This window comes from Blastococcus saxobsidens DD2, assembly GCF_000284015.1.
Classification (GTDB): Bacteria; Actinomycetota; Actinomycetes; order Mycobacteriales; family Geodermatophilaceae; genus Blastococcus; species Blastococcus saxobsidens_A.
In genome coordinates this window covers 4,271,285-4,295,102 of sequence record NC_016943.1, presented here as the reverse complement: position 1 = coordinate 4,295,102, position 23,818 = coordinate 4,271,285, and the positions used below count along the sequence as shown (strand labels likewise).

General features: G+C 73.4%; 21 protein-coding genes and 1 pseudogene. 20 read left to right on the top strand and 2 right to left on the bottom strand.

Features of this window, described 5'->3' with window-relative positions; genetic code table 11:
- Window positions 1–52: 52 nt before the first annotated feature.
- Window positions 53–1,312 (bottom strand): isochorismate synthase, encoded by a 1,260-nt coding sequence (locus BLASA_RS20315; protein ID WP_014378131.1) that lies wholly within the window; start codon window positions 1,310–1,312, stop codon window positions 53–55.
- Between the two features lie 35 nt (window positions 1,313–1,347).
- On the opposite strand from BLASA_RS20315, the gene BLASA_RS20310 reads away from it, so the two are divergent.
- The 20 genes and pseudogenes from BLASA_RS20310 (at window position 1,348) to BLASA_RS20220 (ending at window position 23,398) form a co-directional block, all read left to right on the top strand.
- On the top strand, window positions 1,348–2,067 hold the full coding sequence (locus BLASA_RS20310) for a demethylmenaquinone methyltransferase (protein ID WP_014378130.1): 720 nt from the start codon (window positions 1,348–1,350) through the stop codon (window positions 2,065–2,067).
- Between the two features lie 141 nt (window positions 2,068–2,208).
- Complete coding sequence (locus BLASA_RS25270; RefSeq protein ID WP_014378129.1) at window positions 2,209–2,355, top strand: hypothetical protein; 147 nt, start codon at window positions 2,209–2,211, stop codon at window positions 2,353–2,355.
- Window positions 2,356–2,363: 8 nt separating this feature from the next.
- Window positions 2,364–3,023 carry a phosphoribosyltransferase gene (locus BLASA_RS20305; RefSeq protein WP_041775873.1) on the top strand — a complete coding sequence of 220 codons (660 nt, stop codon included), beginning with the start codon at window positions 2,364–2,366 and terminating at the stop codon, window positions 3,021–3,023.
- An 88-nt stretch (window positions 3,024–3,111) separates the two neighbouring features.
- Complete coding sequence (locus BLASA_RS20300; RefSeq protein ID WP_014378127.1) at window positions 3,112–4,383, top strand: geranylgeranyl reductase family protein; 1,272 nt, start codon at window positions 3,112–3,114, stop codon at window positions 4,381–4,383.
- 96 nt (window positions 4,384–4,479) lie between these two features.
- Window positions 4,480–4,842, top strand: a complete 363-nt coding sequence (locus tag BLASA_RS20295) for an NADH-quinone oxidoreductase subunit A (RefSeq protein ID WP_014378126.1) — start codon at window positions 4,480–4,482, stop codon at window positions 4,840–4,842.
- A gap of 13 nt (window positions 4,843–4,855) precedes the next feature.
- Window positions 4,856–5,353 (top strand): annotated as a pseudogene (locus BLASA_RS20290) (NuoB/complex I 20 kDa subunit family protein); the annotation flags it as partial.
- 176 nt (window positions 5,354–5,529) lie between these two features.
- Window positions 5,530–6,279 (top strand): NADH-quinone oxidoreductase subunit C, encoded by a 750-nt coding sequence (locus BLASA_RS20285; RefSeq protein WP_014378124.1) that lies wholly within the window; start codon window positions 5,530–5,532, stop codon window positions 6,277–6,279.
- Window positions 6,280–6,420: 141 nt separating this feature from the next.
- Window positions 6,421–7,752: an NADH-quinone oxidoreductase subunit D gene (locus tag BLASA_RS20280; RefSeq protein WP_014378123.1), complete on the top strand. Its 1,332-nt coding sequence runs from the start codon at window positions 6,421–6,423 to the stop codon at window positions 7,750–7,752.
- Window positions 7,753–7,825: 73 nt separating this feature from the next.
- A complete protein-coding gene (gene nuoE, locus BLASA_RS20275) occupies window positions 7,826–8,911 on the top strand; it encodes an NADH-quinone oxidoreductase subunit NuoE (protein ID WP_014378122.1) in 1,086 nt (361 codons plus the stop codon).
- 3 nt (window positions 8,912–8,914) lie between these two features.
- The gene (nuoF, locus tag BLASA_RS20270) at window positions 8,915–10,243 is read left to right on the top strand and encodes an NADH-quinone oxidoreductase subunit NuoF (RefSeq protein WP_014378121.1); all 1,329 of its coding nucleotides are present in this window, start codon (window positions 8,915–8,917) and stop codon (window positions 10,241–10,243) included.
- Window positions 10,240–12,729, top strand: a complete 2,490-nt coding sequence (locus BLASA_RS20265; RefSeq protein WP_014378120.1) for an NADH-quinone oxidoreductase subunit G — start codon at window positions 10,240–10,242, stop codon at window positions 12,727–12,729. The genes nuoF and BLASA_RS20265 overlap by 4 nt, the downstream gene beginning before the upstream one ends.
- Window positions 12,726–14,207 (top strand): NADH-quinone oxidoreductase subunit NuoH, encoded by a 1,482-nt coding sequence (nuoH, locus tag BLASA_RS20260; RefSeq protein ID WP_014378119.1) that lies wholly within the window; start codon window positions 12,726–12,728, stop codon window positions 14,205–14,207. The genes BLASA_RS20265 and nuoH overlap by 4 nt, the downstream gene beginning before the upstream one ends.
- Window positions 14,200–14,844 (top strand): NADH-quinone oxidoreductase subunit NuoI, encoded by a 645-nt coding sequence (gene nuoI, locus BLASA_RS20255; protein WP_014378118.1) that lies wholly within the window; start codon window positions 14,200–14,202, stop codon window positions 14,842–14,844. Before nuoH ends, nuoI begins: the two co-directional genes overlap by 8 nt.
- A complete protein-coding gene (locus tag BLASA_RS20250; protein WP_166486608.1) occupies window positions 14,841–15,701 on the top strand; it encodes an NADH-quinone oxidoreductase subunit J in 861 nt (286 codons plus the stop codon). Before nuoI ends, BLASA_RS20250 begins: the two co-directional genes overlap by 4 nt.
- A 97-nt stretch (window positions 15,702–15,798) precedes the next feature.
- Window positions 15,799–16,098, top strand: coding sequence for an NADH-quinone oxidoreductase subunit NuoK (gene nuoK / locus BLASA_RS20245; protein ID WP_014378116.1), 300 nt, complete (start codon window positions 15,799–15,801; stop codon window positions 16,096–16,098).
- 16 nt (window positions 16,099–16,114) lie between these two features.
- Window positions 16,115–18,010: an NADH-quinone oxidoreductase subunit L gene (gene nuoL / locus BLASA_RS20240; protein WP_014378115.1), complete on the top strand. Its 1,896-nt coding sequence runs from the start codon at window positions 16,115–16,117 to the stop codon at window positions 18,008–18,010.
- A gap of 40 nt (window positions 18,011–18,050) precedes the next feature.
- Entirely contained in the window at window positions 18,051–19,667 is a 1,617-nt protein-coding gene (locus tag BLASA_RS20235) for an NADH-quinone oxidoreductase subunit M (RefSeq protein WP_014378114.1), read from the top strand.
- Window positions 19,664–21,202 carry an NADH-quinone oxidoreductase subunit NuoN gene (nuoN, locus tag BLASA_RS20230; protein ID WP_014378113.1) on the top strand — a complete coding sequence of 513 codons (1,539 nt, stop codon included), beginning with the start codon at window positions 19,664–19,666 and terminating at the stop codon, window positions 21,200–21,202. The genes BLASA_RS20235 and nuoN overlap by 4 nt, the downstream gene beginning before the upstream one ends.
- Window positions 21,202–22,257, top strand: a complete 1,056-nt coding sequence (locus BLASA_RS20225; RefSeq protein ID WP_014378112.1) for a polyprenyl synthetase family protein — start codon at window positions 21,202–21,204, stop codon at window positions 22,255–22,257. Before nuoN ends, BLASA_RS20225 begins: the two co-directional genes overlap by 1 nt.
- A gap of 16 nt (window positions 22,258–22,273) precedes the next feature.
- The gene (locus tag BLASA_RS20220; RefSeq protein ID WP_014378111.1) at window positions 22,274–23,398 is read left to right on the top strand and encodes a PQQ-dependent sugar dehydrogenase; all 1,125 of its coding nucleotides are present in this window, start codon (window positions 22,274–22,276) and stop codon (window positions 23,396–23,398) included.
- On the opposite strand, the gene BLASA_RS20215 is transcribed toward BLASA_RS20220, so the two are convergent.
- Entirely contained in the window at window positions 23,382–23,594 is a 213-nt protein-coding gene (locus BLASA_RS20215; RefSeq protein ID WP_197536242.1) for a hypothetical protein, read from the bottom strand. The two genes, BLASA_RS20220 and BLASA_RS20215, sit on opposite strands and share 17 nt — an antisense overlap.
- Window positions 23,595–23,818 lie beyond the last annotated feature (224 nt).

Here is a 23,818-nt window from a genome sequence, read left to right as displayed (position 1 = left end):
CTGGTCAGCGCCGCCCGTCCCGCCGCGGGACTGACCCGGGTCGGTCCTCCGGTCAGCCCTCGAGGGCGGCCTGGAAGGCGGCGAACTTCGACTGGGTCTCGGCCAGCTCCGCGGCCGGGTCCGAGCCGGCGACGATGCCGCACCCGGCGAACAGCCGTGCGCCGTCGTCGCCGACCAGCTCGGCGCAGCGCAGCGCGAGGCCGAACTCGCCGTCGCCGGCGGCGTCGAGCCAGCCCACCGGGCCGGCGTACCGGCCGCGGTCCATGCCCTCGAGCTCGCCGATCAACCCGGCGGCGTCCGGCGTCGGGGTGCCGCACACGGCGGCCGTCGGGTGCACCGCGCCGACCAGATCGAGCAGCCCGGCGCCCGCCGCGCGGCCCCGTGCGGCCTGGGTGCCCACGACGTCGGTGGCCAGGTGCCGCACGTTCGCCAGCGTCAGCAGCTGGGGTTCGGCGGGCGCGTCGAGGCCGTCGCAGTAGGGCTCCAGCGCCTGCACCAGCGAGTCGACGGCGAGGGCGTGCTCGGCGCGGTCCTTGGCGGAGGTGAGCAGCGCCCGGGCCAGCCGGTCGTCCTCGGCCCCGGCCCCACGCGGCGCGGTGCCGGCCAGCACCCGGGCCGACAGCTGCCGGCCGGTGCGGCGGAGCAGCAGCTCCGGGGTGGCCCCGAGCAGCCCGTCGACGGCGAAGGTCCAGCAGCCGGGGAACCGCGCGGCCAGCCGGCGCAGCATGCGGCGCGGGTCCAGCGGCACGTCGGAGGAGACCAGCAGGTCGCGGGCGAGCACCACCTTGGCCAGTTCCCCCGCGTCGATCCGGGTCACCGCGGCGGCGACGGCGGCGCACCAGCTCGCCGGGTCCAGCGCGCCGTCGGCGTAGCGCAGCCGGGGCGCGGGGCCGTCGTCGTGCGCGACCGGCACCGGGAGCTCCGGCGCCGGCCCCAGGGCGGTCACCCAGCCGGCGCCGCCCCGCCGCCCGACGACCATCTCGGGGACGACGAAGACCGACGTCCCGGCGAGGGGGTCGAAGGCGATGCTGGCGAACAGCACCGGGCCGGAGCCGGGCACCCCGAGTTCGTCGGCGACGTCCAGGCCGGCCGCGTACTCGTCCCACCACCGCGCTGCATCGGCGAGCGCGGAGGGTCCGGACACCTCCAGGCGGGCCGCCTCGCCCCAGCCGACCAGGCCCTCACCGCGGCGCACCCAGGACAGCCCGCCGGTAGCGGGCAGCAGGTCCAGCAGGTCGCCGACGGGGTCGTGCCGGACCGTGGTGACGACGCGCGCGGCCGCTGCCGGGGAGGTCAGGGCGGCCGCAGTCACGGCTCAAGACTAGGAGGCCTTGTAGCGTCGCTGCCGTGGCAGACCGGCGAGAGACCGCGCACACCGCCGGCCTGCGGGCCGGCCTGGACAAGCGACCGGCCGAGGTCGCGGCCATGTTCGACCGGGTCGCGAAGCGCTACGACGTCACCAACACCGTGCTGTCGGGCGGGCTCGACGCCTCCTGGCGGCGGGCCACCCGGGAGGCGCTGGGCGCCCGGCCGGGGCAGACCGTGCTCGACGTCGCCGCCGGGACGGCGGTGTCCACCGTCGAGCTGGCCGCCGGTGGCGTCCGGGCGATCGCCTGCGACTTCTCCCAGGGCATGCTGCGCGCCGGCGCCGCCCGCCCGGTGCCCAAGGTGGCCGGCGACGCCATGGCCCTGCCGCTGGCCGACGAGAGCGTCGACGGCGTCGTCATCTCCTTCGGCCTGCGCAACGTGGCCGATCCCGACGCCGCGCTGCGCGAGTTCTCCCGGGTCACGAAGCCCGGTGGCACGCTCGTCGTCTGCGAGTTCTCCAGCCCCACCTGGTCGCCGTTCCGCACCGTCTACACCGAGTACCTGATGAAGGCGCTGCCGCGGATCGCCCGCGCGGTGAGCAGCAACCCCGAGGCCTACGTGTACCTGGCGGAGTCCATCCGCGCCTGGCCCGACCAGGCCGCGCTCGCCGGGCGGATCCAGGACGCCGGGTGGTCCGGCGTCGCCTGGCAGAACCTCACCGGCGGGATCGTCGCGCTGCACCGGGGCCGCAAGGGGTGACCGTACCCGTCTGACCTGCGCAGAACTGTCGTACCCCGCGCATACGGTCGGGTCATGACCACCGCCGAGCTCCAGCGCAGCGCGGTCGACAGTGCGGTGGAGGCGGCTCTGCAACGCCGTCCGGAGGACTAGCGTCGGTGCATGTCGACCCCGCCCACCCCGCAGCCTCCCGGTCCGGGGCCCACCCCCACCGATCCGATCCCGCCGCCGGAGCCGGCTCCGTACCCGGTGCCCGACCCGACCGATCCGGTCGTGCCCCCACCGGGCCCGATGCCCGAGCCGCTGTAACGACGGCCGTGCCCCGTCCCCCCTACGCCGACCGGCGCGACGCCGGCCAAATGCTCGCCGCCGCCCTGGCCGGCGACGCCGACGCGGGCGCTCTGGTGCTGGGACTGCCGCGCGGCGGGGTCGTCGTCGCCGCGGAGGTGGCGGCCGCCCTCGGCGCGGAGCTGGACGTGCTCGTCGTCCGCAAGCTCGGCGCGCCGGGGCACCCGGAGCTGGCGATGGGTGCGATCGCGGCGGTCGGGGACGCCGTCGAGACGGTGTGGGTGCGCCGGGTCCTGGACCGCCTGACGCCCGACGAGGCAGACATCGACGCCGTACGCCACCGCGAGACGGCCGAGCTGCGCCGCCGCGCGGCGGCCTATCGCGGCGACCGGCCGGCGCCGGCCCTCACCGGGCGGCACGTCCTGCTCGTGGACGACGGTCTGGCGACCGGCGCCACCATGCGGGTCGCGGTCGATGCGGTGCGGGCCAGCCGGCCTGCCCGCCTGACGGTCGCCGTCCCGGTCGGCCCTCCGGAGGTCGTCGCCGAGCTGGCCGCCGTGGTGGACGCGCTGGTCTGCCCCGTGGCGCCTGCGCACTTCCGGTCCGTGGGCCAGGCATACGCGGACTTCGCCGAGACCTCCGACGCACAGGTGGCCGACGCCCTGGTCCGAGGGGGGACTGTCAGCTAGGTCACAGGGGGGCCTAGACTCGGGACCGACGACCTTGTGAACGAATTCACAAGGTCGCGGTGCTCGACGACGAGGCGAGGTGGCGGACATGGCGCAGGCGACGGCGGAGCACCGGGCCGACGTCGTCGTGGTCGGGGCCGGTCCCGCCGGGTCCAGCGCCGCCTGGCACCTGGCGCAGAGCGGCCTGGACGTCGCGGTGCTCGAGAAGGCGGAGTTCCCGCGGGAGAAGGTCTGCGGCGACGGTCTGACCCCCCGAGGCGTCAAGGCCCTGCAGGACATGGACGTCGACACCTCGTCGCCCGGCTGGGTGCGCCGCCGGGGCCTGCGGGTGCACGGCGGCGGCCGGGTGGCCGAGGTGGACTGGCCGCGGCTGGCCTCGTGGCCGGACCACGGGCTGGTCCGCACCCGCCGCGAGCTCGACGCGCTGCTGGCCGGCCACGCCGTCGAGGCAGGCGCGCGGCTCACCACCGGGACCACCGTCACCGAGCCGCTCCTGGACGACGCCGGGCGCGTGGTCGGGGTCCGCGCCGAGGTCGGCGACGATCGCGAGCCGGTCACCTGGCGTGCTCCGCTGGTCGTCTCGGCGGAAGGTCTGTCCGGCCGGCTGGCCAAGACCCTGGGTCTGCTGCGCCGGACCGACCGGCCCCTCGGCGTCGCCGTCCGCGGGTACGTCCGCAGCCGGCGCAGCGGCGACGACTACCTCGACATCGCCTTCGACCTGACCGCGGGTGGTCCCACCCGCGACTGCATGCCCGGGTACGGCTGGATCTTCGGCATGGGCGACGGGACGGCGAACGTCGGGTACGGGCTGCTCGACACCCGCCGCGGCACCGGCGCGGATCGCAAGGCGATCCTCCGGCACTGGCTGGACACCTTCCCGGCCGAGGACGGCCTCGGGGAGGGCGACGCGGTCGGCCCGCTCCGTGGCGCCGGCCTGCCCATGGCGCTGAGCCGCGGCCCGGCCTACACCCGAGGCCTGCTGCTGGCCGGTGACGCGGCGGGAACGGTGAACCCCTGCAACGGCGAGGGGATCAGCTACGCCATCGAGAGCGGCCGCATGGCGGCCGAGGCCGTCGCCGCCGCGCTCGCGGTCCCCGCGGGCGACGGCCGGGAGGCGGTCCTGCAGCGCTACCCGCAGCGGCTGCGCAGCGAGCTCGGCCGGCACCACCGGCTCGGGCTCGGCTTCCTGGCCCTGCTGGCCCGGCCGGCTGTCGTCCGGCTGGCGACCGCGCGCGGCCTGCGCCGCCCTGCGCTCACCGACGCCGCCCTGCGGCTGATGGGCAACCTCACCGACGGCCGGGACGGCGACGCGGTCGACCGCGCCCTTGCCGTCCTCCTGCGTCTGACCCCGGCGACGTGAGGTGGCCGACATGACCACGAGTCGACGACACGACACGCACGCTCAGTGCACGCCCCATCACCAGTCCGTGACCCCCATCACCCTAGGCTGCTGCTGATGCTCTCGACCTACGTCCCGATCGTCGGGCTGTTCGTGCTCGCCGCGGGGTTCGCGGTGTTCTCGGTCGCCGTCGCCCCCTACGTGGGGCCGCGCCGGTACAACCGGGCCAAGCTGGCGGCCTACGAGTGCGGCATCGAGCCGGTCGACCAGCCGCTCACCGGCGGCCGCTTCCCGGTCAAGTACTACCTGACGGCGATGCTGTTCATCGTCTTCGACATCGAGATCGTCTTCCTCTACCCCTGGGCCGTCGCCAACGACGCGCTGGGCGTGTGGGGTCTGGTCGCGATGGTCGTGTTCATCGGCACCGTCTTCCTCGCCTTCGCCTACGAGTGGCGGCGCGGCGGGCTCGAGTGGGACTGAGGGGAGACTGACCATGGGTCTCGAGGAGAAGATCCCCAGCGGGGTCCTGCTGACCAGCGTCGAGAAGCTGGTCAACTGGACGCGGAAGTCCTCGCTGTGGCCGGCCACCTTCGGCCTGGCCTGCTGCGCGATCGAGATGATGGCCTCGGGCACGGGCCGTTACGACCTCGCCCGGTTCGGCATGGAGGTCTTCCGGGCCTCGCCCCGCCAGGCCGACCTGATGATCGTCGCCGGGCGGGTGAGTCAGAAGATGGCGCCGGTCCTGCGGCAGATCTACGACCAGATGCCCGAGCCGCGCTGGGTGCTCGCGATGGGCGTCTGCGCCAGCTCCGGCGGCATGTTCAACAACTACGCGATCGTCCAGGGCGTCGACCACGTCGTCCCGGTGGACATGTACCTGCCCGGCTGCCCGCCGCGGCCGGAGATGCTCATGGACGCGATCCTCAAGCTGCACCACAAGATCCAGCACGAGCCGCTGGGCGAGAAGCGCGCCCGGCAGCTGGAGGAGGCGCGCGCAGACGGGACGGCCAGGGACCTGCACGTCGAGATGCCGTCGACCGTGCGCGTCGACAAGGACGCCCGCCGGGCCTACGAGGCCGCCGCCGCCGAGGGGCGCGCCGGCCAGTTCCTGATGGAGCAGCGCGGCGGCAACGCCGTCCTGCTGCCGGGGGAGCGGGGTGGGCGGCGATGAGCAATGACGGTGGTGCGGTCGTCCCGGGCCGCGAGGAGGCCGGCTACGACGCGAGCACCGCGCCGTCCGGTGGTTTCCGGAAGGGTGCCTTCGGAGTCAGCGGCAGCGGCGACACCTCCGGCTTCGGTGGGCTGGTCCGGGTCGAGCCCGGCGGTGCGGTGGCGCTGCACTCCACCGAGCGCCCCTACGGGAGCTACTTCGACGAGGTCACCGACGCCCTGATCGAGGCGGTCGGCGAGGCCACCTACGCGGCGGCCGTCTCCCGGGTGCTCGTCGACCGCGGGGAGATCACCTACTTCGTGGCGCGCGAACACCTGCTGACGCTGGTGCGGCCCCTGCGCGACGACGAGGCGCTGCGCTTCGAGCTGTGCAGCAGCGTCTCCGGCGTGGACTACCTCGACAGCGGCGGCCCCGCCGTCGACCCCGGCCGCCCGCGGCTGCACGTCGTCTACCACCTGACCTCGATGACCTACCGGCGCCGCATCCGGCTGGAGGTGGCGGTGACCGCCGAGGACCCGCACGTCCCGTCGGTGACCGGGATCTACCCGACCGCGGACTGGCACGAGCGTGAGGCCTGGGACATGTTCGGCATCGTCTTCGACGGCCACCCGGCGCTCACGCGAATCCTCATGCCCGACGACTGGGACGGCTTTCCGCAGCGCAAGGACTACCCGCTCGGCGGGATCCCCGTCGAGTACCACGACGCCACCATCCCGCCTCCGGACACGCGCCGGGCCTACCGGTGAGCGGGGAGTACTGATGAGCACCGAAGGCACGAGTTCCCCTGCGGAAGAGCGCCGCAGGCGTCGGGTTGCCCTGCGCAGCAGCGATGCGGAGCAGCGAGGGAGCGGGCCGCAGGCTTCCGGTTCCCCACTGGAGGTGTGTCGATGAGCACCACGTACAACCCGAACGACCCCTACGCCGGCTCCCGCGAGACCACCGAGGGCCGCGTCTACACCGTGACCGGTGGGGATTGGGACCTGACGCTGGGCGCCGATCCGCACGGCGCGGAACGCCTCGTCGTCAACATGGGCCCGCAGCACCCCTCCACCCACGGCGTGCTGCGGCTGGTCCTCGACCTCGAGGGCGAGACGGTGACCAAGGCACGGGTGGTCATCGGCTACCTGCACACCGGCATCGAGAAGAACACCGAGTACCGCAACTGGGTCCAGGGCACGACCTTCGTGACGCGGATGGACTACCTGGCCCCGCTGTTCAACGAGGCCGGCTACTGCATGGCCGTCGAGAAGCTGCTGGGCGTGGAGATCCCCCAGCGCGCGGCCACCATCCGCGTGCTGGTGATGGAGCTCAACCGAATCGCCTCGCACCTGGTCGCCCTGGCCACGTTCGGCATGGAGATGGGTGCCCTCACGGGCATGACCAACGGCTTCCGCGAGCGGGAGATGGTCCTCGACCTGCTCGAGGAGATCACCGGCCTCCGGATGAACCACGCCTACATCCGGCCCGGCGGCCTGGCGCAGGACCTGCCCGAGGGGGCGGTCGGGCACATCCGCGAGTTCCTCGAGGTCATGCCGAAGCGGGTGGCCGACTTCCACCGGCTGCTCACCGGCCAGCCGATCTGGCAGAACCGCCTCAAGGACGCCGGCTACCTCGACCTGACCGGCTGCGTCGCGCTCGGCGTCACCGGGCCGATCCTGCGCGCCACCGGCCTGGCGTGGGACCTGCGCAAGGTGGAGCCCTACCTCGGCTACGACACCTACGACTTCGAGGTGCCGACCGCCGACACCTGTGACGCCTGGGGCCGCTACCTGGTGCGCATGGCGGAGGTGAACGAGTCGCTCAAGCTCATCGCCCAGGCGCTCGACCGGCTCGAGCCCGGCCCGGTCATGGTCGAGGACAAGAAGATCGCCTGGCCGGCGCAGCTCTCGCTGGGGCCCGACGGCATGGGCAACTCGCTGGACCACGTGCGGCACATCATGGGCCAGTCGATGGAGGCCCTGATCCACCACTTCAAGCTGGTGACCGAGGGCTTCCGGGTGCCCGCCGGGCAGGTGTACGTGCCGATCGAGTCGCCCCGCGGAGAACTGGGCTACCACGTCGTGAGCGACGGCAGCACCCGGCCGTGGCGCGTGCATGTGCGCGACCCCAGCTTCGTCAACCTGCAGGCCACGGCGGTGATGAGCGAGGGCGGCATGATCGCCGACGTCATCGCGGCCATCGCCTCGATCGACCCCGTGATGGGAGGAGTCGACAGGTGAGCGAGCATCGCAGCGCGGAACGAGCGAGGAGCGGAGCGGCCGCGGAGACGACCCAGGGAAGGAGCGCCGACCGATGAGCTTCCCCGGCTCGCCCGAAGGAGCGGCGACCACCGGCCTGGACTCGAGCCCGTTCGAGGGCCGGCCGGAGGTGCTCGACGCACTGCCGCCGCTGACCGAGCAGACCCGTGCCGAGGCGCGGGAGGTCATGGCCCGCTACCCGCAGCCGCGCTCGGCCCTGCTCCCCATGCTGCACCTGGTGCAGAGCTACCAGGGCTTCGTCTCACCGCAGGGGCTGGCGTTCTGCGCGGAGGAACTGGGCCTGACCACGGCCGAGGTCGCGGCGGTCGCCACCTTCTACACGATGTACAAGCGGCGGCAGACCGGCCGGCACCTGGTCAGCGTGTGCACCAACACCCTCTGCGCCGTCCTCGGTGGCCAGCGGATCTTCGACGCGCTGAAGGCCGACCTCGGCGTCGGCCACGACGAGACGGCCGCCGACGGCTCGGTCACCCTCGAGCACGCCGAGTGCCTGGCCGCCTGCGACTACGCGCCGGTCGTCACGGTGGACTACGAGTTCTACGACCAGCAGAACGTCGACAGCGCCCGCGAGCTGGTCGCGGCCCTGCGCCGCGGCGAGAAGCCGCTGCCCACGCGCGGTGCCCCGCTGACCGACTTCAAGGGCGTCTCCCGCCAGCTGGCCGGGTTCTCCCAGCACGCCGACGCCGTCGCCGCCGCCGCCGCCGTCGATGCGCCGGGCAGCTACGAGCCGAGCCTGCGCGGGGTTCGGCTGGCCGCCGAGCGCGGCGAGTCGGCACCACCGATGCGCGGTCCGGAGCCCGAGCCCGCCGACACCGGCGAGCCGCGGGAGACCGTTCGGCCGAGCGGGACGACGGGGGAGACACCGGGCAAGGAGGCGGCCGACGCCCGCGTTGCCGCCGCCGACACCCCGGCGGAGAAGGCCGGCGCCGCGGGTTCCCACCCGGACGCCGCGGAACCGGCCGGGCGGCGGCTGCCGGACGGCAGGGAGGGCACCGACACGCCCGCGGGGCAGGAGCCGGGCACCACCGGCCAAGGGCCCGGCGGCCGACCCCCAGCTCCCCAGGGGCCCGATGGCCCGTCCCGGACGATCGAGGGCCGCGGCCCTCAGCGGAGGCGATGAGCCGTGCCCCTCACTCCTGTCCTCACCAGCCGCTGGGGCGCCGAGCAGTCGTGGCGGCTGTCCACCTACGAGGAGCTCGACGGCTACGCGGCGCTGCGCACCGCGCTGTCGATGCAGCCCGACGAGTTGGTCACCCTGGTCAAGGACTCCGGCCTGCGCGGGCGTGGCGGCGCCGGCTTCCCGACCGGCATGAAGTGGAGCTTCATCCCGCAGCCCAAGCCGGGCGAGGAGCCGACCGGACCGGCGGCGATGCCGAAGTACCTGGTGGTCAACGCCGACGAGGGGGAGCCCGGCACCTGCAAGGACGTGCCCCTCATGATGGTCGACCCGCACTCGCTCATCGAGGGCGTCATCATCTCGGCGTACGCGATCCGGTCGAAGTTCGCGGTCATCTACGTGCGCGGCGAGGCGGTGCACGCCCACCGGCGGCTGATGAACGCGGTGGGCGAGGCCTACGCGGCCGGGTACCTGGGCTCGGACATCCTGGGCTCCGGCTACGACCTGGAGCTCGTCGTGCACGCGGGCGCCGGTGCCTACATCTGCGGCGAGGAGACGGCGCTGCTGGACTCGCTCGAGGGCTACCGCGGCCAGCCGCGGCTCAAGCCGCCGTTCCCGGCGGTCGCCGGCCTCTACGGGGCGCCGACGGTGATCAACAACGTGGAGAGCCTGGCCAGCGTGCCGTTCATCGTCCGCGGCGGTGCGGAGTGGTTCAAGGAGTTCGGCCCGGAGAAGTCGCCCGGCCCGAAGATCTACTCGCTGTCCGGGCGGATCGTCCGACCGGGCCAGTACGAGGCGCCGATGGGCACCACGCTGCGCGAGCTGATCGAGATGGCCGGCGGGATCCGCCCCGGCCACGAGCTCAAGTTCTGGACCCCGGGTGGCTCGTCGACGCCGTACTTCACCGCCGAACACCTCGATGTCCCGCTGGACTTCGACTCGGTGGCCGCGGCCGGCTCGATGCTCGGCACGACCGCGCTGATGATCTTCGACGAGACGGACTCGATCGTCGAGGCGACCCTGCGGTTCAGCGAGTTCTACGCGCACGAGAGCTGCGGCAAGTGCACCCCGTGCCGGGAGGGGACCTTCTGGTACGTCCGGGTCCTCCGGCGGTTCGTCGCCGGCCAGGGCACCGCGGAGGACCTCGACACCCTCGTCGACATCTCCGACAACATGCTGGGCCGGACGTTCTGCGCGCTGGGCGACGGCGCGACCAGCTGCGTCACCAGCTCCATCCAGTTGTTCAAGGACGATTACCTCGCCCTGCTGCCGCCGGAGGAGCGGGCCCGCGTCGGCCGCTCCCTCCCGATCGAGCCGGTCGGAGTCGCATCATGACCCTCACGCCCGCCAGCCCCCAGCCCGCGCCGGCGCTGCCCCCGGGCGCGCCGGGGCCGCACACGCCACCGGACGCGGTCCACTGCACGATCGACGGCTTCGACGTCGCCGTGCCGAAGGGCACGCTGATCATCCGGGCCGCCGAGATGATCGGGGTGATGGTCCCGCGGTTCTGCGAGCACCCGCTCCTGGAGCCGATCGGCGCCTGCCGCCAGTGCCTGGTCGAGGTGGAGGGGCAGCGCAAGCCGGTGGCCTCCTGCACCATGCCGGTCACCGACGGCATGGCGGTGAAGACACAGCTCACCAGCCCGGTCGCCGACAAGGCGCAGCAGGGCAACATGGAGTTCCTGCTCATCAACCACCCGCTCGACTGCCCGACGTGCGACAAGGGCGGCGAGTGCCCGCTGCAGAACCAGGCGATGAGCAACGGCCGCGGCGAGAGCCGCTTCGTGGACGAGAAGCGGACGTTCCGCAAGCCGCTGCCGCTCTCCAGCGAGATCCTGCTGGACCGCGAGCGGTGCGTCTCGTGCACCCGCTGCACCCGGTTCGCCGAGCAGATCGCCGGCGACCCGATGCTCCAGCTGTTCGAGCGGGCGGCGCAGCAGCAGATCGCGGTGGCCGACGACGAGCCGTTCGACTCGTACTTCTCCGGCAACACCGTGCAGATCTGCCCGGTCGGCGCGCTCACCAGCGCGCAGTACCGCTTCCGCGCCCGGCCGTTCGACCTGCGCAGCGAGGCCAGCGTCTGCGAGCACTGCGCCTCGGGCTGCGCGATGCGCACCGACTACCGGCGCGGGAGGGTCACCCGCCGGCTGGCCGGTGACGATCCCGAGGTCAACCAGGAGTGGACCTGCGACAAGGGCCGCTTCGCCTTCCGGTACGCCACCGCCAACGAGCGGCTGACCACCCCGCTGGTGCGGGGGGCGGACGGACAGCTGGAGCCGGCCTCCTGGCCGGAGGCCTGGGCCGCGGCCGCCGCCGGCCTGCTCCGGGCCCGCGCCGAGGGCGGGGTCGGGGTCCTGCCCGGTGGCCGGCTGACCCTCGAGGACGCCTACGCGTGGGCGACCTTCGCCCGGGTGGCCCTGGGCACCAACGACGTCGACGCCCGCGCCCGGGCCCACTCCGCCGAGGAACTGGAGTTCCTGGCGGCCGCCGTCGCCGGCACCGGACCCGCGACCGGCGGGGTGACCTACGACGACCTGGACAGCGCACCCGCCGTGCTGCTCGCCGGCCTGGAGCCGGAGGAGGAGTCGCCGATCCTCTTCCTGCGGCTGCGGCGGGCCGTGCGCGCCGGCAAGCTGCCGGTGTTCGACCTGGCGCCCTTCGCCACCCGCGCGGCGGAGAAGCTGCAGGCGACCGTGCTCACCACCTTGCCCGGAGCGGAGGCGCGGTCGCTGCGGGCGCTCGCCGAGGGCAGCTGGGGCGGCCCCGCGGTCGATGCGCTCCGGCAGCCCGGCGCCGTCGTCCTCGCCGGCGAGCGGCTGGCCGAGGTCCCCGGCGCGTTCTCCGCGCTCCTCGCGCTGTCCCGGGCGACCGGCGCGCGGCTGGCCTGGGTGCCCCGCCGCGCCGGTGAGCGCGGTGCGGTCGAGGCCGGTGCGCTGCCGAACCTGCTCCCCGGCGGCCGCAGCGTCGAGGACGACGTCGCCCGCGCGGAAGTGGCCGCGGTCTGGGGCATCGACCCCGCGGCCGTCCCCGCCGTCCCCGGCCGCGACGCCACCGGCATCCTCACCGCGGTCCGCAGCGGCCGGTTGCCCGGGTTGCTCGTCGGCGGCGTCGACCCCGCCGACCTGCCGGACCCGGCGCTGGCGCTCGCGGCGCTCGACGCGGCGGCGTTCGTCGTCAGCCTGGAGATGTTCCCCAGCGCGGTGACCGAGCGCGCCGACGTCGTCCTGCCGGTCGCGGCCGCGCCGGACAAGGCGGGCAGCTACCTCGACTGGGAGGGCCGGCTGCGTTCCTTCGACGCGACCCTGCACGGCACCGGGATGCTGACCGACGGGCGGGTGCTGCACGGGCTGGCCGACGAGATGGACGTCGACCTGCGGCTGCCCACCCCCGGGGGCGCCCGGGCAGCGCTGTCCGGGCTCGGCGCCCGCCGGTCGGAGCGGCCCGGCCCCGACGTCGCCGCGCCGGTCGCCCCGGCGCTCCGCGACGACGAGGCCGTCCTCGCCTCCTGGCGCCAGCTGCTCGACGTGGGCACGCTGCAGCGTGGCGAACCGGAGCTGGCCGGCACCGCCCGGCGCCCCGTCGTCCGCATCGGTCCCGGGACGGCCGCTCGCCTGGGCCTGGCCGACGGCGACCGGCTGACCGTCAGCGGGTCCATCGGCTCGGTGAGCCTGCCGGTGGCGGTCACCGCGATGCCGGAGCAGGTGGTGTGGCTGCCGATGCGCTCGCCCGGCAGCGAGATCCGGACCGATCTGGGGGTCGGACCGGGGGCGGTCGTACGGCTGGTCCGCGCGGCGGCCGTCGTCGGAGAGGGCGTGCGATGAACGTGTGGGCCGCGACCGACATGCCGACGCTGGAGGACTTCGGGCACGACGTCTGGTGGATCGTCCTCATCAAGGTCGTCGGTGTCTTCGCCGTGCTGGTGCTGATGACGCTGTTCGCCATCGTGTTCGAACGCAAGGTCGTCGCCCGCATGCAGCAGCGGATCGGCCCCAACCGGGTCGGCCCGCGCGGTTACCTGCAGAGCCTCGCCGACGGTCTGAAGCTGGCGTTCAAGGAAGACATCATGCCTGCGCTGGCCGACAAGCCGGTGTACTTCCTGGCGCCGATCATCGCGACCATCCCGGCGTTCGTCGCGTTCTCCGTCATCCCCATGGGGCCGGTCGTGAGCATCTTCGGCGAGCGGACGCCGCTGCAGCTCACCGATGCCCCGATCGGCGTGCTGATCATCCTGGCGATGTCGGCGATGGGCATCTACGGGATCGTGCTGGGTGGCTGGGCGTCCGGTTCGACGTACCCGCTGCTGGGCAGCATGCGCAGTGCGGCCCAGATGATCAGCTACGAGATCGCGATGGGGCTGTCGCTGGTCGCGGTCTTCCTCTACGCCGGCACGATGTCGACGTCGGAGATCGTCGCCGCCCAGGCCGACGGCAACCAGATCTCCTTCTTCGGCTGGGAGTTCACCGGGCCCAGCTGGTACGTGGTCCTGCTGCCGGTCTCCTTCGTCATCTACGCGATCGCCGTCGTGGGGGAGACCAACCGCGCACCGTTCGACCTCCCCGAGGCCGAGAGCGAGCTGGTCGGGGGCTTCCACACCGAGTACTCGTCGCTGAAGTTCGCGCTGTTCTTCCTGGCCGAGTACATCAACATGGTCACCGTCTCCGCCCTGGCCGCCACGCTGTTCCTCGGCGGCTGGCGGGCGCCGTGGCCGATCTCGATCTGGGACGGCGCGAACACCGGCTGGTGGCCGCTGCTCTGGTTCTTCCTCAAGGTCGTCGTCGCGCTGTTCGTCTTCATCTGGCTGCGCGGCACCCTGCCCCGGCTCCGGTACGACCAGTTCATGCGCTTCGGCTGGAAGGTGCTGGTCCCGGTCTCGCTGGTGTGGATCCTCATCGTCGCCACGATGCGCACCGTGTCCCGGGAGGCCGACCTGACCGCCGGTGAGGTCGCGCTCTACGTGGGTGTGCCGGTGGCGATCGTCCTGCTGGTGGGCCTCTGGCTCGCCGGCCGGGCCAGCCACCGCGAGACCCGGCTGGACGCCGTCGAGGCGGCCGCCGGCTCCAACCACCCGACGAACACCCAGCCCGAGGTCCTGCCACCGGTGGGCGCGCGCCGGCGTCCGGCCGGGGGTCCCAGCCGGGCCGAGGGCGGCTTCCCGGTCCCGCCGATGGACCTGGCGGTTCCACCGTCGCCGCGGCTGCGGCGGCAGCCGGTGAGCACCGGCGGGGAGCCGGTCCCCGGAGCGGTCGTCGGCACCGGACGGCGCGGCGCCACCAGATCCGAGGAGGACGGCGATGCCTGAGCAGAGCAAGCCCGGCGAGCAGGACATGGTGCGGCACGCGCGAGGGGAGGTCGAACGCTCGACCGGGGGCGGCCGGAAGCGCCCGGCGGTACGCGACAGCCTGATGCCGGCCGCGGTCCAGGGCTTCGGCGTCACCTTCGCGCAGATGTTCCGGACGGTGACCACCGAGCAGTACCCGTTCGAGCCGAAGGTGACCAAGGCGCGCTACCACGGGCGGCACGTGCTCAACCGGCACCCCGACGGGCTGGAGAAGTGCGTCGGCTGCGAGCTGTGCGCATGGGCCTGCCCGGCTGACGCCATCTACGTCGAGGGCGGCGACAACACCGAGGACGAGCGCTACAGCCCCGGTGAGCGGTACGGCGCGGTGTACCAGATCAACTACCTGCGCTGCATCTTCTGCGGGTTGTGCATCGAGGCCTGCCCGACCCGCTCGCTGACGATGAGCAACGACTTCGAACTGGCCGACGACAACCGGCGCGACCTGATCTTCACCAAGGAACAGCTGATGGCCCCGCTGCTGCCCGGCATGGAGGCCACCCCGCACCCGATGCGGCTCGGGGACGACGAGAAGGACTACTACCTGCGCGTGCCCGAGAAGGGCTCGACCGCGGAGCCGGTCGCCGAGGAGACGGTGTGAACGGGTTGGAGACCGCCGGCGTCGTCATCGGCACCGGCGAGGCCGTCGTCTTCTGGATCCTCGGCCCACTCGCCCTGGCCGGGGCGCTGGGCATGGTGCTCAGCCGCAACGCGGTGCACTCCGCGCTGTGGCTGGTGCTGACCATGCTGTCGCTGGGCATCTTCTACGTCGTCCAGGAGGCGCCCTTCCTCGGCGCGGTGCAGGTGATCGTCTACACCGGGGCGATCATGATCCTGTTCCTGTTCGTGCTCATGCTCGTCGGGCGGGACTCGTCCGACTCCGTGGTGGAGACCTTGCGCGGGCAGCGGATCGCGGCGCTGCTGCTGGGGGCCGGGTTCGCCGCACTCGTCGGCGCCGGCATCGCCCGCGCCACCCAGGACCTGCCCGTCGCCGGCCTCGAGGCCGTCCAGGGCGGGGTCCGTGGCCCGGCATCGGGCAACGTGGAGGCGATCGCCGGGCTGCTCTACACCCGCTACCTGCTGGCCTTCGAGGTCACCGGCGCACTGCTCATCGTCGCCGCGGTCGGTGCGCTGCTGCTCACCCAGGTCGAGCGGGAACCCGGCAGCCGGCAGACCCAGAAGGAGCTGTCGCGGGCCCGCTTCCTCACCGACCGCCCGCAGACCTTCCCCGGCCCGGGCGTCCACGCCCGCGCCACCTCGGTGGCCGCGCCGGCGCTGCTGCCCGACGGCAGCCTCGCCGAGGACAGCTTCGCCACCGGGATCGAGCCGGAGCAGGTCGAGCAGATGCCCCGCCCGACCGGCCGGGAGCAGCTCGGGTCCCCGGACGCCGCGCTGGGCTCCCACGACCCCACGCTCAGCGACACCCCGGGCGGCCGGACCGGCGGGGAGCACAGGTGAGGGAACTGGCGGGCGAACCCGTGAGCAGAGCACCCCGCGGCACGGTTCCGACGAGCTGGGCGCACCTCCCGCTCGCGGGGGACAGCGAGGAGGAGTCGTGACGCTGAGCTACTACCTGGTGCTCGCCGCGATACTGTTCACGATCGGCGCGGTCGGCGTCCTGGTGCGACGCAACGCGATCGTCGTGTTCATGTGCATCGAGCTGATGCTCAACGCGGTGAACCTGACGCTGATCACCTTCGCCCGGTCCACCGGGACCGTCGACGGTCAGATCATCGCGCTGTTCGTCATGGTCGTGGCCGCGGCCGAGGTGGTCGTCGGGCTCGCCATCATCATGTCGATCTACCGGACCCGTCGGTCCGCCTCGGTCGACGACGCCAACCTGCTGAAGTACTGACCGGGACGGGGTTGCAGTGCCTGCTGAAGGGCTCCTCGCTGCCTCCTGGCTGCTCATCGCGCTGCCGCTCGCCGGCGCCGCGGTGCTGCTGCTGGGCGGCCGGCGCACCGACCGCTGGGGTCACCTGCTGGGGACGGCGACCGTCGTCGCCGCCTTCGTCCTCGCCGTGGCCTGCACCGTGCAGCTGGCCGGCCTCGACGAACGCGCGGTCGACGTCGAGCTGTTCACGTTCATCGCCGCCGGAGAGCTCGACGTCACCGCCGGGCTGCTCTACGACCCGCTGTCGGCGGTCTTCGTCCTGCTGATCACCGGCGTGGGCTCACTCATCCACGTCTACTCGATCGGCTACATGGCGCACGACCCCGCGCGCCGCCGGTTCTTCGCCTACCTGAACCTCTTCGTGGCGGCCATGCTGCTGCTGGTCCTCGGCAACAGCTTCGTGGCGCTCTACGTGGGCTGGGAGGGCGTGGGTCTCGCGTCCTACCTGCTGATCGCCTTCTGGTACACCCGCCCGGCCGCGGCCACGGCGGCGAAGAAGGCGTTCATCATGAACCGCGTCGGCGACGTCGGCCTGGCCCTGGCGATCTTCCTGATGTTCGCCCAGCTCGGGACCACGTCCTACGCCGGCGTCTTCGGGTCGATCGGGGCCTTGGCGGGCGGCACGATCACCGCGATCGGGTTGCTGCTCCTGCTGGGCGCCTGCGGCAAGTCGGGCCAGTTCCCCCTGCAGGCGTGGCTGCCCGACGCCATGGAGGGCCCGACCCCGGTCTCGGCCCTGATCCACGCCGCGACCATGGTCACCGCCGGGGTCTACCTGATCGCCCGGTCGGCGCCCATCTACGACCTGACCGAGACCGCCCGCACCGTCGTCCTCGCGATCGGCGCCCTCACCCTCCTCATCGGGGCGATCGCCGGCTGCGCCTACGACGACATCAAGAAGGTCCTGGCCTACTCCACGGTCAGCCAGATCGGCTACATGTTCCTGGCCGTGGGCCTCGGTCCGGCCGGCTACGTCGCCGGCCTCGCGCACCTGCTCGCGCACGGGTTCTTCAAGGCCGGGCTCTTCCTCGGCGCCGGCTCCGTCATGCACGCGATGAACGACTCGGTGGACATGCGCCGGTTCGGCGCGCTCTGGACGAAGCTGCCGGTCACCTTCGCCACCTTCGGGCTGGGCTACCTGGCGCTGATCGGCTTCCCGTTCCTCTCGGGCTACTTCACCAAGGACGCCATCATCGAGGTGGCGCTGGACCGCGGCGACGTCTGGGGCTGGGTGCTCGGCGGCATCGCCGTCCTGGGCGCCGGGCTGACCGCCTTCTACATGACGCGGCTGATGCTCATGACGTTCTTCGGCCGCGCCCGGTGGGAGGACGGCGTCCACCCGCACGAGGCGCCGCCGGTCATGACCGCGCCGATGATCGTGCTGGCGATCGGCTCCGTGTTCGCCGGCGGCCTGCTGGTGGCGGTCTTCCCGCTGGCGGACTGGCTGGCGCCGGTGTTCGGCGAGCCGGCGGAGGCCGCGCACGTGGTCGCCCCGGCGATCATCGGCCTGGTCGTGACCGTCGTGATGGCGCTCGGCGTGCTGGCGGCCTGGTTGTTCGTCGGCCGCCGCGAGGTGCCGGTCACCGCGCCGGTCCGGGTCTCGCCGGTCACGCGGGCCGCCCGGCACGCCCTCTACGCCGACGCGGTCAACGAGTCGCTGTTCATGCGCCCCGGGCAGTGGCTCACCCGGGCCCTGGTCTGGGTGGACAACCGGGGTGTCGACGGCGCGGTGAACGGCCTGGCCGCCGGGCTCGGCGGCTCCTCGGCCCGGCTCGGCCGGGTGCAGAACGGCTTCGTGCGCACGTATGCGCTCGGGATGCTCGGCGGCGCGGTCGTGGTCGCGGGTGCACTGCTGGCGGTGACGGGCGGATGAGCACGAGCACCGCCTCCTCGGATCGAAAGGCGTCCCGACGGTGACCGATATCCCCTGGCTCGTGCTCATGATCGCCGTGCCGGCGGTGGGCGCGGCCGTCGTCGCCGCGCTGCCCCGCGGGCGGGACCTGCTCGCCAAGCAGGTGACCCTGGGGGTCAGCCTGCTGGTGCTGCTGCTGGCGGTCCTCGCGACGGTCACCTTCGACCCCGACGGCGACCGGTTCCAGCTGACGACGTCGGTGTCCTGGATCCCCGACTTCGGCGCCGAGTTCGCGCTGGGCGCCGACGGCATCGCCCTGGTGATGCTGCTCCTGATCGGCGTCCTGGTGCCGCTGGTGGTGGCCGCCTCCTGGCACGAGGCCGACGCCGGGCCCCGGCCGGCGCGGGTCTTCTTCGCCTGGCTGCTGCTGCTCGAGGCGATGATGGTCGGCGTCTTCGCCGCCACCGACATCCTGCTGTTCTACGTGTTCTTCGAGGCGATGCTCGTCCCGATGTACTTCCTCATCGGCAGCTTCGGCGGCCCGCGCCGGCAGTACGCGGCGGTGAAGTTCTTCGTCTACAGCCTGGTCGGCGGGCTGGTCATGCTCGCCGCGGTCATCGGGCTCTACGTGGTGAGCACCAGCCAGCTCGGCGAGGGCACCTTCGCCTTCGACGCGCTGCGGCAGCTCGAGATCGACCCCGACGTGCAGAAGCTGCTGTTCCTCGGCTTCTTCATCGCCTTCGCCATCAAGGCGCCCCTGGTGCCGTTCCACACCTGGCTGCCGGACTCCGGTGCCGAGGCGCCGATCGGCGGCGCGGTGCTGCTGGTCGGCGTGCTGGACAAGGTGGGCACCTTCGGCTTCCTGCGCTACTGCCTGCCGCTGTTCCCCGACGCGTCCCGCTTCTTCGCGCCGTTCGTGCTGGTGCTGGCGGTGGCGGGCATCCTGTACGCCGCCCTGCTGGCCATGGGCCAGAGCGACATGAAGCGGCTGGTGTCCTACACGTCGATCTCGCACTTCGGCTTCATCGCGCTGGGGATCTTCGCCTTCACCACCGAGGCCGCCACCGGCGCGGTGCTGTACATGTTCAACCACGGCATCGCGACCGGCCTGCTGTTCCTCGTCGTCGGCATGCTGATCAGCCGCGGTGGCTCCCGCCAGATCGGCGACTACGGCGGTGTCGCGGCCACCGCGCCCAAGCTGGCCGGGGCCTTTCTGATCGCCGGCCTGGCCTCCCTGGCGCTGCCGGGCACCAACAGCTTCGTCAGCGAGTTCCTCGTGCTGATCGGCTCGTTCCCGGAGCGGCCGGTCTTCACGATCCTGGCGACCCTCGGCATCATCCTGGCCGCCCTCTACGTGCTGCTGATGTACCAGCGCACGATGCACGGCCCGCCGCGCGGGATGCCGCTCGCCGACGTGCACGGCGGTGATCCCGCACCCGCGCCCGAGCCGGCCCGCGGTGGCGCCTCCGCCGCCACCGCGACGGTCAGCGCTCCCGCCCCGGCCCGCGGCGGCTCGCGGTTCCCCGACCTCAGCCGTCGGGAGCTCGCCGTCGTGGCCCCGCTGATCGCGCTGATCATCGGGCTGGGCGTCTACCCGCAGCCGTTGCTGGAGCTGATCGAGCCCGCCGTCGTCGCCACCCTCGGCGACATGGACCTCGCCGGAGGGACCGACCGATGATCGACGCGCCCGACCTCTCCCTGGCGGCGCTGGCCCCCTTGCTGTTCGTGCTCGGCGCGGCCTGCATCGGGGTCCTGGTGGAGGCGTTCGCGCCGCGCGACGCGCGGCATCCGGCGCAGGTGGGGCTGGCCCTGGCCGGCACCATCGGCGCGTTCGTCGCCACGTTGTTCCTCGCCGGCACCGAGCAGGTGACCGCAGCGGGTGCGCTGGCGGTGGACGGGGCGGCGCTGTTCCTCCAGGCGACGATCGCCGGCCTGGGGGCGCTGTCGATGCTGCTGTTCGCCGAGCGGGCGCTGGACCCGGCGCGGTCGGCGTTCGTGGTGAGCGCCGCCGTGCCGGCGGGCAGCCCGCGCGACCGTGAGCAGACGACGGTTCCCCGGGTGCAGACCGAGGTCTACCCGCTGGCGCTGTTCGCCATCGGCGGCATGATGCTGTTCGTCGCCGCCAACGACCTGCTGGTCATGTTCGTGGCGCTGGAGGTGCTGAGCCTGCCGCTGTACCTGCTCAGCGGGATGGCCCGGCGGCGCCGGCTGCTCTCGCAGGAGGCGGCGGTCAAGTACTTCCTCCTGGGCGCCTTCGCCTCCGCCTTCTTCCTCTACGGGCTGGCGCTGGTCTACGGCGCGACCGGCAGCGTCCGGCTGAGCGTGGTCCGCGAGGCCGTGACGGCCGACGCCGGCGGCGTGCTGCTGACCCTCGGGCTGGCCCTGCTGATCGTCGGGCTCCTGTTCAAGGCCAGCGTGGCGCCGTTCCACTCCTGGACCCCGGACGTCTACCAGGGGGCGCCCACGCCGGTCACCGCCTTCATGGCCGCCTGCACCAAGGTCGCCGCCTTCGGCGCGATCCTCCGGCTGCTCTACGTCGCCTTCGGCGCCGCCGAGTGGACCTGGCGGCCGCTGATCTACGCCGCGGCCATCGCCTCCATGATCGTGGGCGCCGTGCTGGGGCTGACCCAGACCGACCTCAAGCGCATGCTCGCCTACTCCTCGGTGGCGCACGCCGGATTCCTGCTCACCGGCGTGATCGGCCTCGGGGCCGGCGGCGAGGGCTCTGGCCTGGCGGCCACGATGTTCTACCTGCTGACGTACGGGCTGACCACGCTGGGCGCCTTCGCCGTGCTCACCCTGGTGCGCGACGGGGACGGCGAGGCGAGCCACCTGTCGCAGTGGGCGGGCCTGGCCGCGCGGTCGCCGCTCACCGCGGCGGTGATGAGCCTGTTCCTGCTGGCGCTGGCGGGCATCCCGCTCACGGCGGGCTTCACCGGCAAGTTCGCCGTCTTCCGGGCGGCGATCGAGGAGGGCGCCTGGCCGCTGGTCCTCGTCGCCCTGCTGGCCAGTGCGGTGGCCGCGTTCTTCTACCTGCGGGTCATCGTGCTCATGTACTTTTCCGAGCCGGTCGCCGGCGGCCCGACGGTGGGCGTTCCCGGGCTGCCGACGACCCTGGTGCTGGCGGTGACCGCGACGGCGACCCTGGCGCTGGGCATCCTTCCCGGGGCGGTGCTCGACCTCGCCGAGCAGGCGGCTATCTTCGTCGGTTGATGACCGGAGCCCGTGCCGCAGTCGACGGCACTCCCCCCGAGGCCTGGCACCGGATCTCCACCCCGGCGTCGACCATCGGCCCCTGGCTCCCCGAGGGCGCTCTCGGGGAGGCGCTGGCGGACGGGCTGGCCCGGGTGGAGGCCGCGCTCGCCGTCGCCGTCGGGAGCGAGCACCCGTTCGTGCGGGAGGCGGCCGGTCACCTGATGGCCGCGGGGGGCAAGCGCTTCCGGCCGATGCTGGCCCTGCTCGCCGCCCAGCTCGGGAACCCGACCGCCCCGCAGGTGACGCAGGGGGCCGTGGTCTGCGAGCTGACCCACCTGGCGACGCTCTACCACGACGACGTCATGGACGAGGCCGCGGTGCGGCGCGGAGCGCCGAGCGCCAACAGCCGGTGGACCAACAGCGTGGCGATCCTCACCGGCGACCTGCTCTTCGCCCGCGCGTCGGACATCCTGGCCGATCTGGGTCCCGAGGCCGTCCGCATCCAGGCGCGCACCTTCGAGCGGCTGGTCACCGGCCAGATCCGCGAGACCGTCGGTGCCCAGCCGGGCGACGACCCGGTCGCCCACTACCTGGACGTGCTGGCCGACAAGACCGGTTCACTGGTGGCGACGTCGGCCCGGTTCGGTGCCTCCTTCGCCGGCGTCGAGGCCGGGCTGGTGGCGGCCCTGACGGAGTTCGCCGAGGAGGTCGGCGTCGCCTTCCAGATCTCCGACGACCTGATCGACATCGTAAGCACCGGGGGCGGGTCCGGGAAGTCGCCCGGGACCGACCTCCGCGAGGGGATCGCCACGTTGCCGGTGCTGTTCGCGCTGGCCGGCGACGATCCCGCCGAGGCGCGGCTGCGCGAGCTCGTCGCAGCCCCGGTGACCGACGACGCCGAGCACGCCGAGGCGCTGGCGCTGCTGCGGTCCTCGCGGTCGCTGGCACGCGCCACCGACGTGCTGCGCCAGTACGCCGACCGGGCGCGGGGCCGCCTGGACGCCGTTCCGGCCGGCGACGTCCGCGACGCCCTGTCGGCGTTGTGCGACTACGTGGTGACCCGCACCAGCTGAGGCGCATGCTGGGTGGATGCGGATCCTCGCCGGCCTGGCCGTCCTCGCGCTGCTCACCGGGTGCTCCGCCGCTGAGGGCGACCCGGGGCTCCGCCCGGCACCGCCGACTTCCACCGGTACGCCCACGGGCGCTCCGGCGCTCGACGTCGAGGTGCTCGCCGAGGGCCTGGACCACCCCTGGGACGTCGTGCAGGCCCCCGACGGGACGCTGCTGGTGGACGAGCGCGCGGGCGGCTTCACCGCCGTGCTGCTCGACGGCACGGTGCAGGAGGTCCGGGCCGACTTCGGCGACCTGTTCGCAGACGGGGAGACCGGCCTGATGGGGCTGGCGCTGGACCCCGACTTCGCGGAGAACCGGCGGCTCTACAGCTGCCAGGGCGACCAGGACGGCGACATCGACGTCGTCGCGTGGACCGTGGCGCCCGACTGGTCGTCGGCCACCCGGGTCGCCGACCCGCTGGTCGGCGGGCTGCCGCTCAACGAGCGCAGCGGACGGCACGGCGGCTGCCGGCTGGAGTTCGCGCCCGACGGTGCGCTGCTGATCGGCACCGGCGACACCGCCACCGGCACGGTGCCGCAGGACCCCGACTCCCTGGGCGGCAAGGTGCTGCGGGCCGACCCGGCGACCGGCGAGGTCGCCGTCTGGACCAGCGGACACCGCAACGTGCAGGGTCTCGCGGTGCGGCCGGGCACCGGTCAGGTGTTCTCGGTGGAGCACGGCCCCGACCGGGACGACGAGGTCAACCTGCTGCGTGCGGGCGGCAACTACGGCTGGGACCCCGACGGCGGCGGCTCCTACGACGAAAGCGTGCCGATGACCGACCCGTCGATCCCCGGGGCGGTCCCGTCCGTCTGGTCCTCCGGCGACTCGACCCTCGCCACCAGCGGCGCCACCTTCGTCGCGGGCGAGGAATGGGGCGACTACGACGGGCAGCTGCTGGTGGCGCTGCTCAAGGACCAGGGCGTGCTGGCACTGCGGCTGGACGACGCCGGCGCCGTCGTCGGGCAGTTCCAGGTGCCCGAGCTCGACGACGCGTACGGCCGGCTGCGGACCGTGCAGCAGGGCGGGGACGGCGCCCTCTACGCCGTCACCGACAACGGCGGCGACGACCGGCTGCTGCGGATCACGCCCCGAGGCTGACCCGACGGTCCCGCACCCGCGCGGGCACCGGCACGTCCGCGGGCAGCAGCGGGCAGGGTTCCGGCTCGCCGGTCACCGTGCGCAGGGGCAGCACGCCCGCCCAGACCCGGTCGGGCCCGTCGACGTCGCTCTCGTCGTCGCCCGGCGGGCCGGTGCGGATCTTCACGCTCGCCTCGGTGAGGTCGAGGGCCAGCACCGCGGCGGGGATCGCGCTCGACGGTCTGGCGCGGCACCACCTCGACGGCGCGCCGGGTGCCAGCGCGGGTCTCGTGCTGGGGTTCGCCGCCCCGACGCGTCGGGAGCTCCGCGATGCGCTGACCGTGTTGACCGCGGTGCTCCGCGCACCCGCCGAAGAGGGTGACCGCGGCGCCCTCGGACGCCCGGATGCGCGAGATGGGACCGGCTGATCGGCGGTGGGCC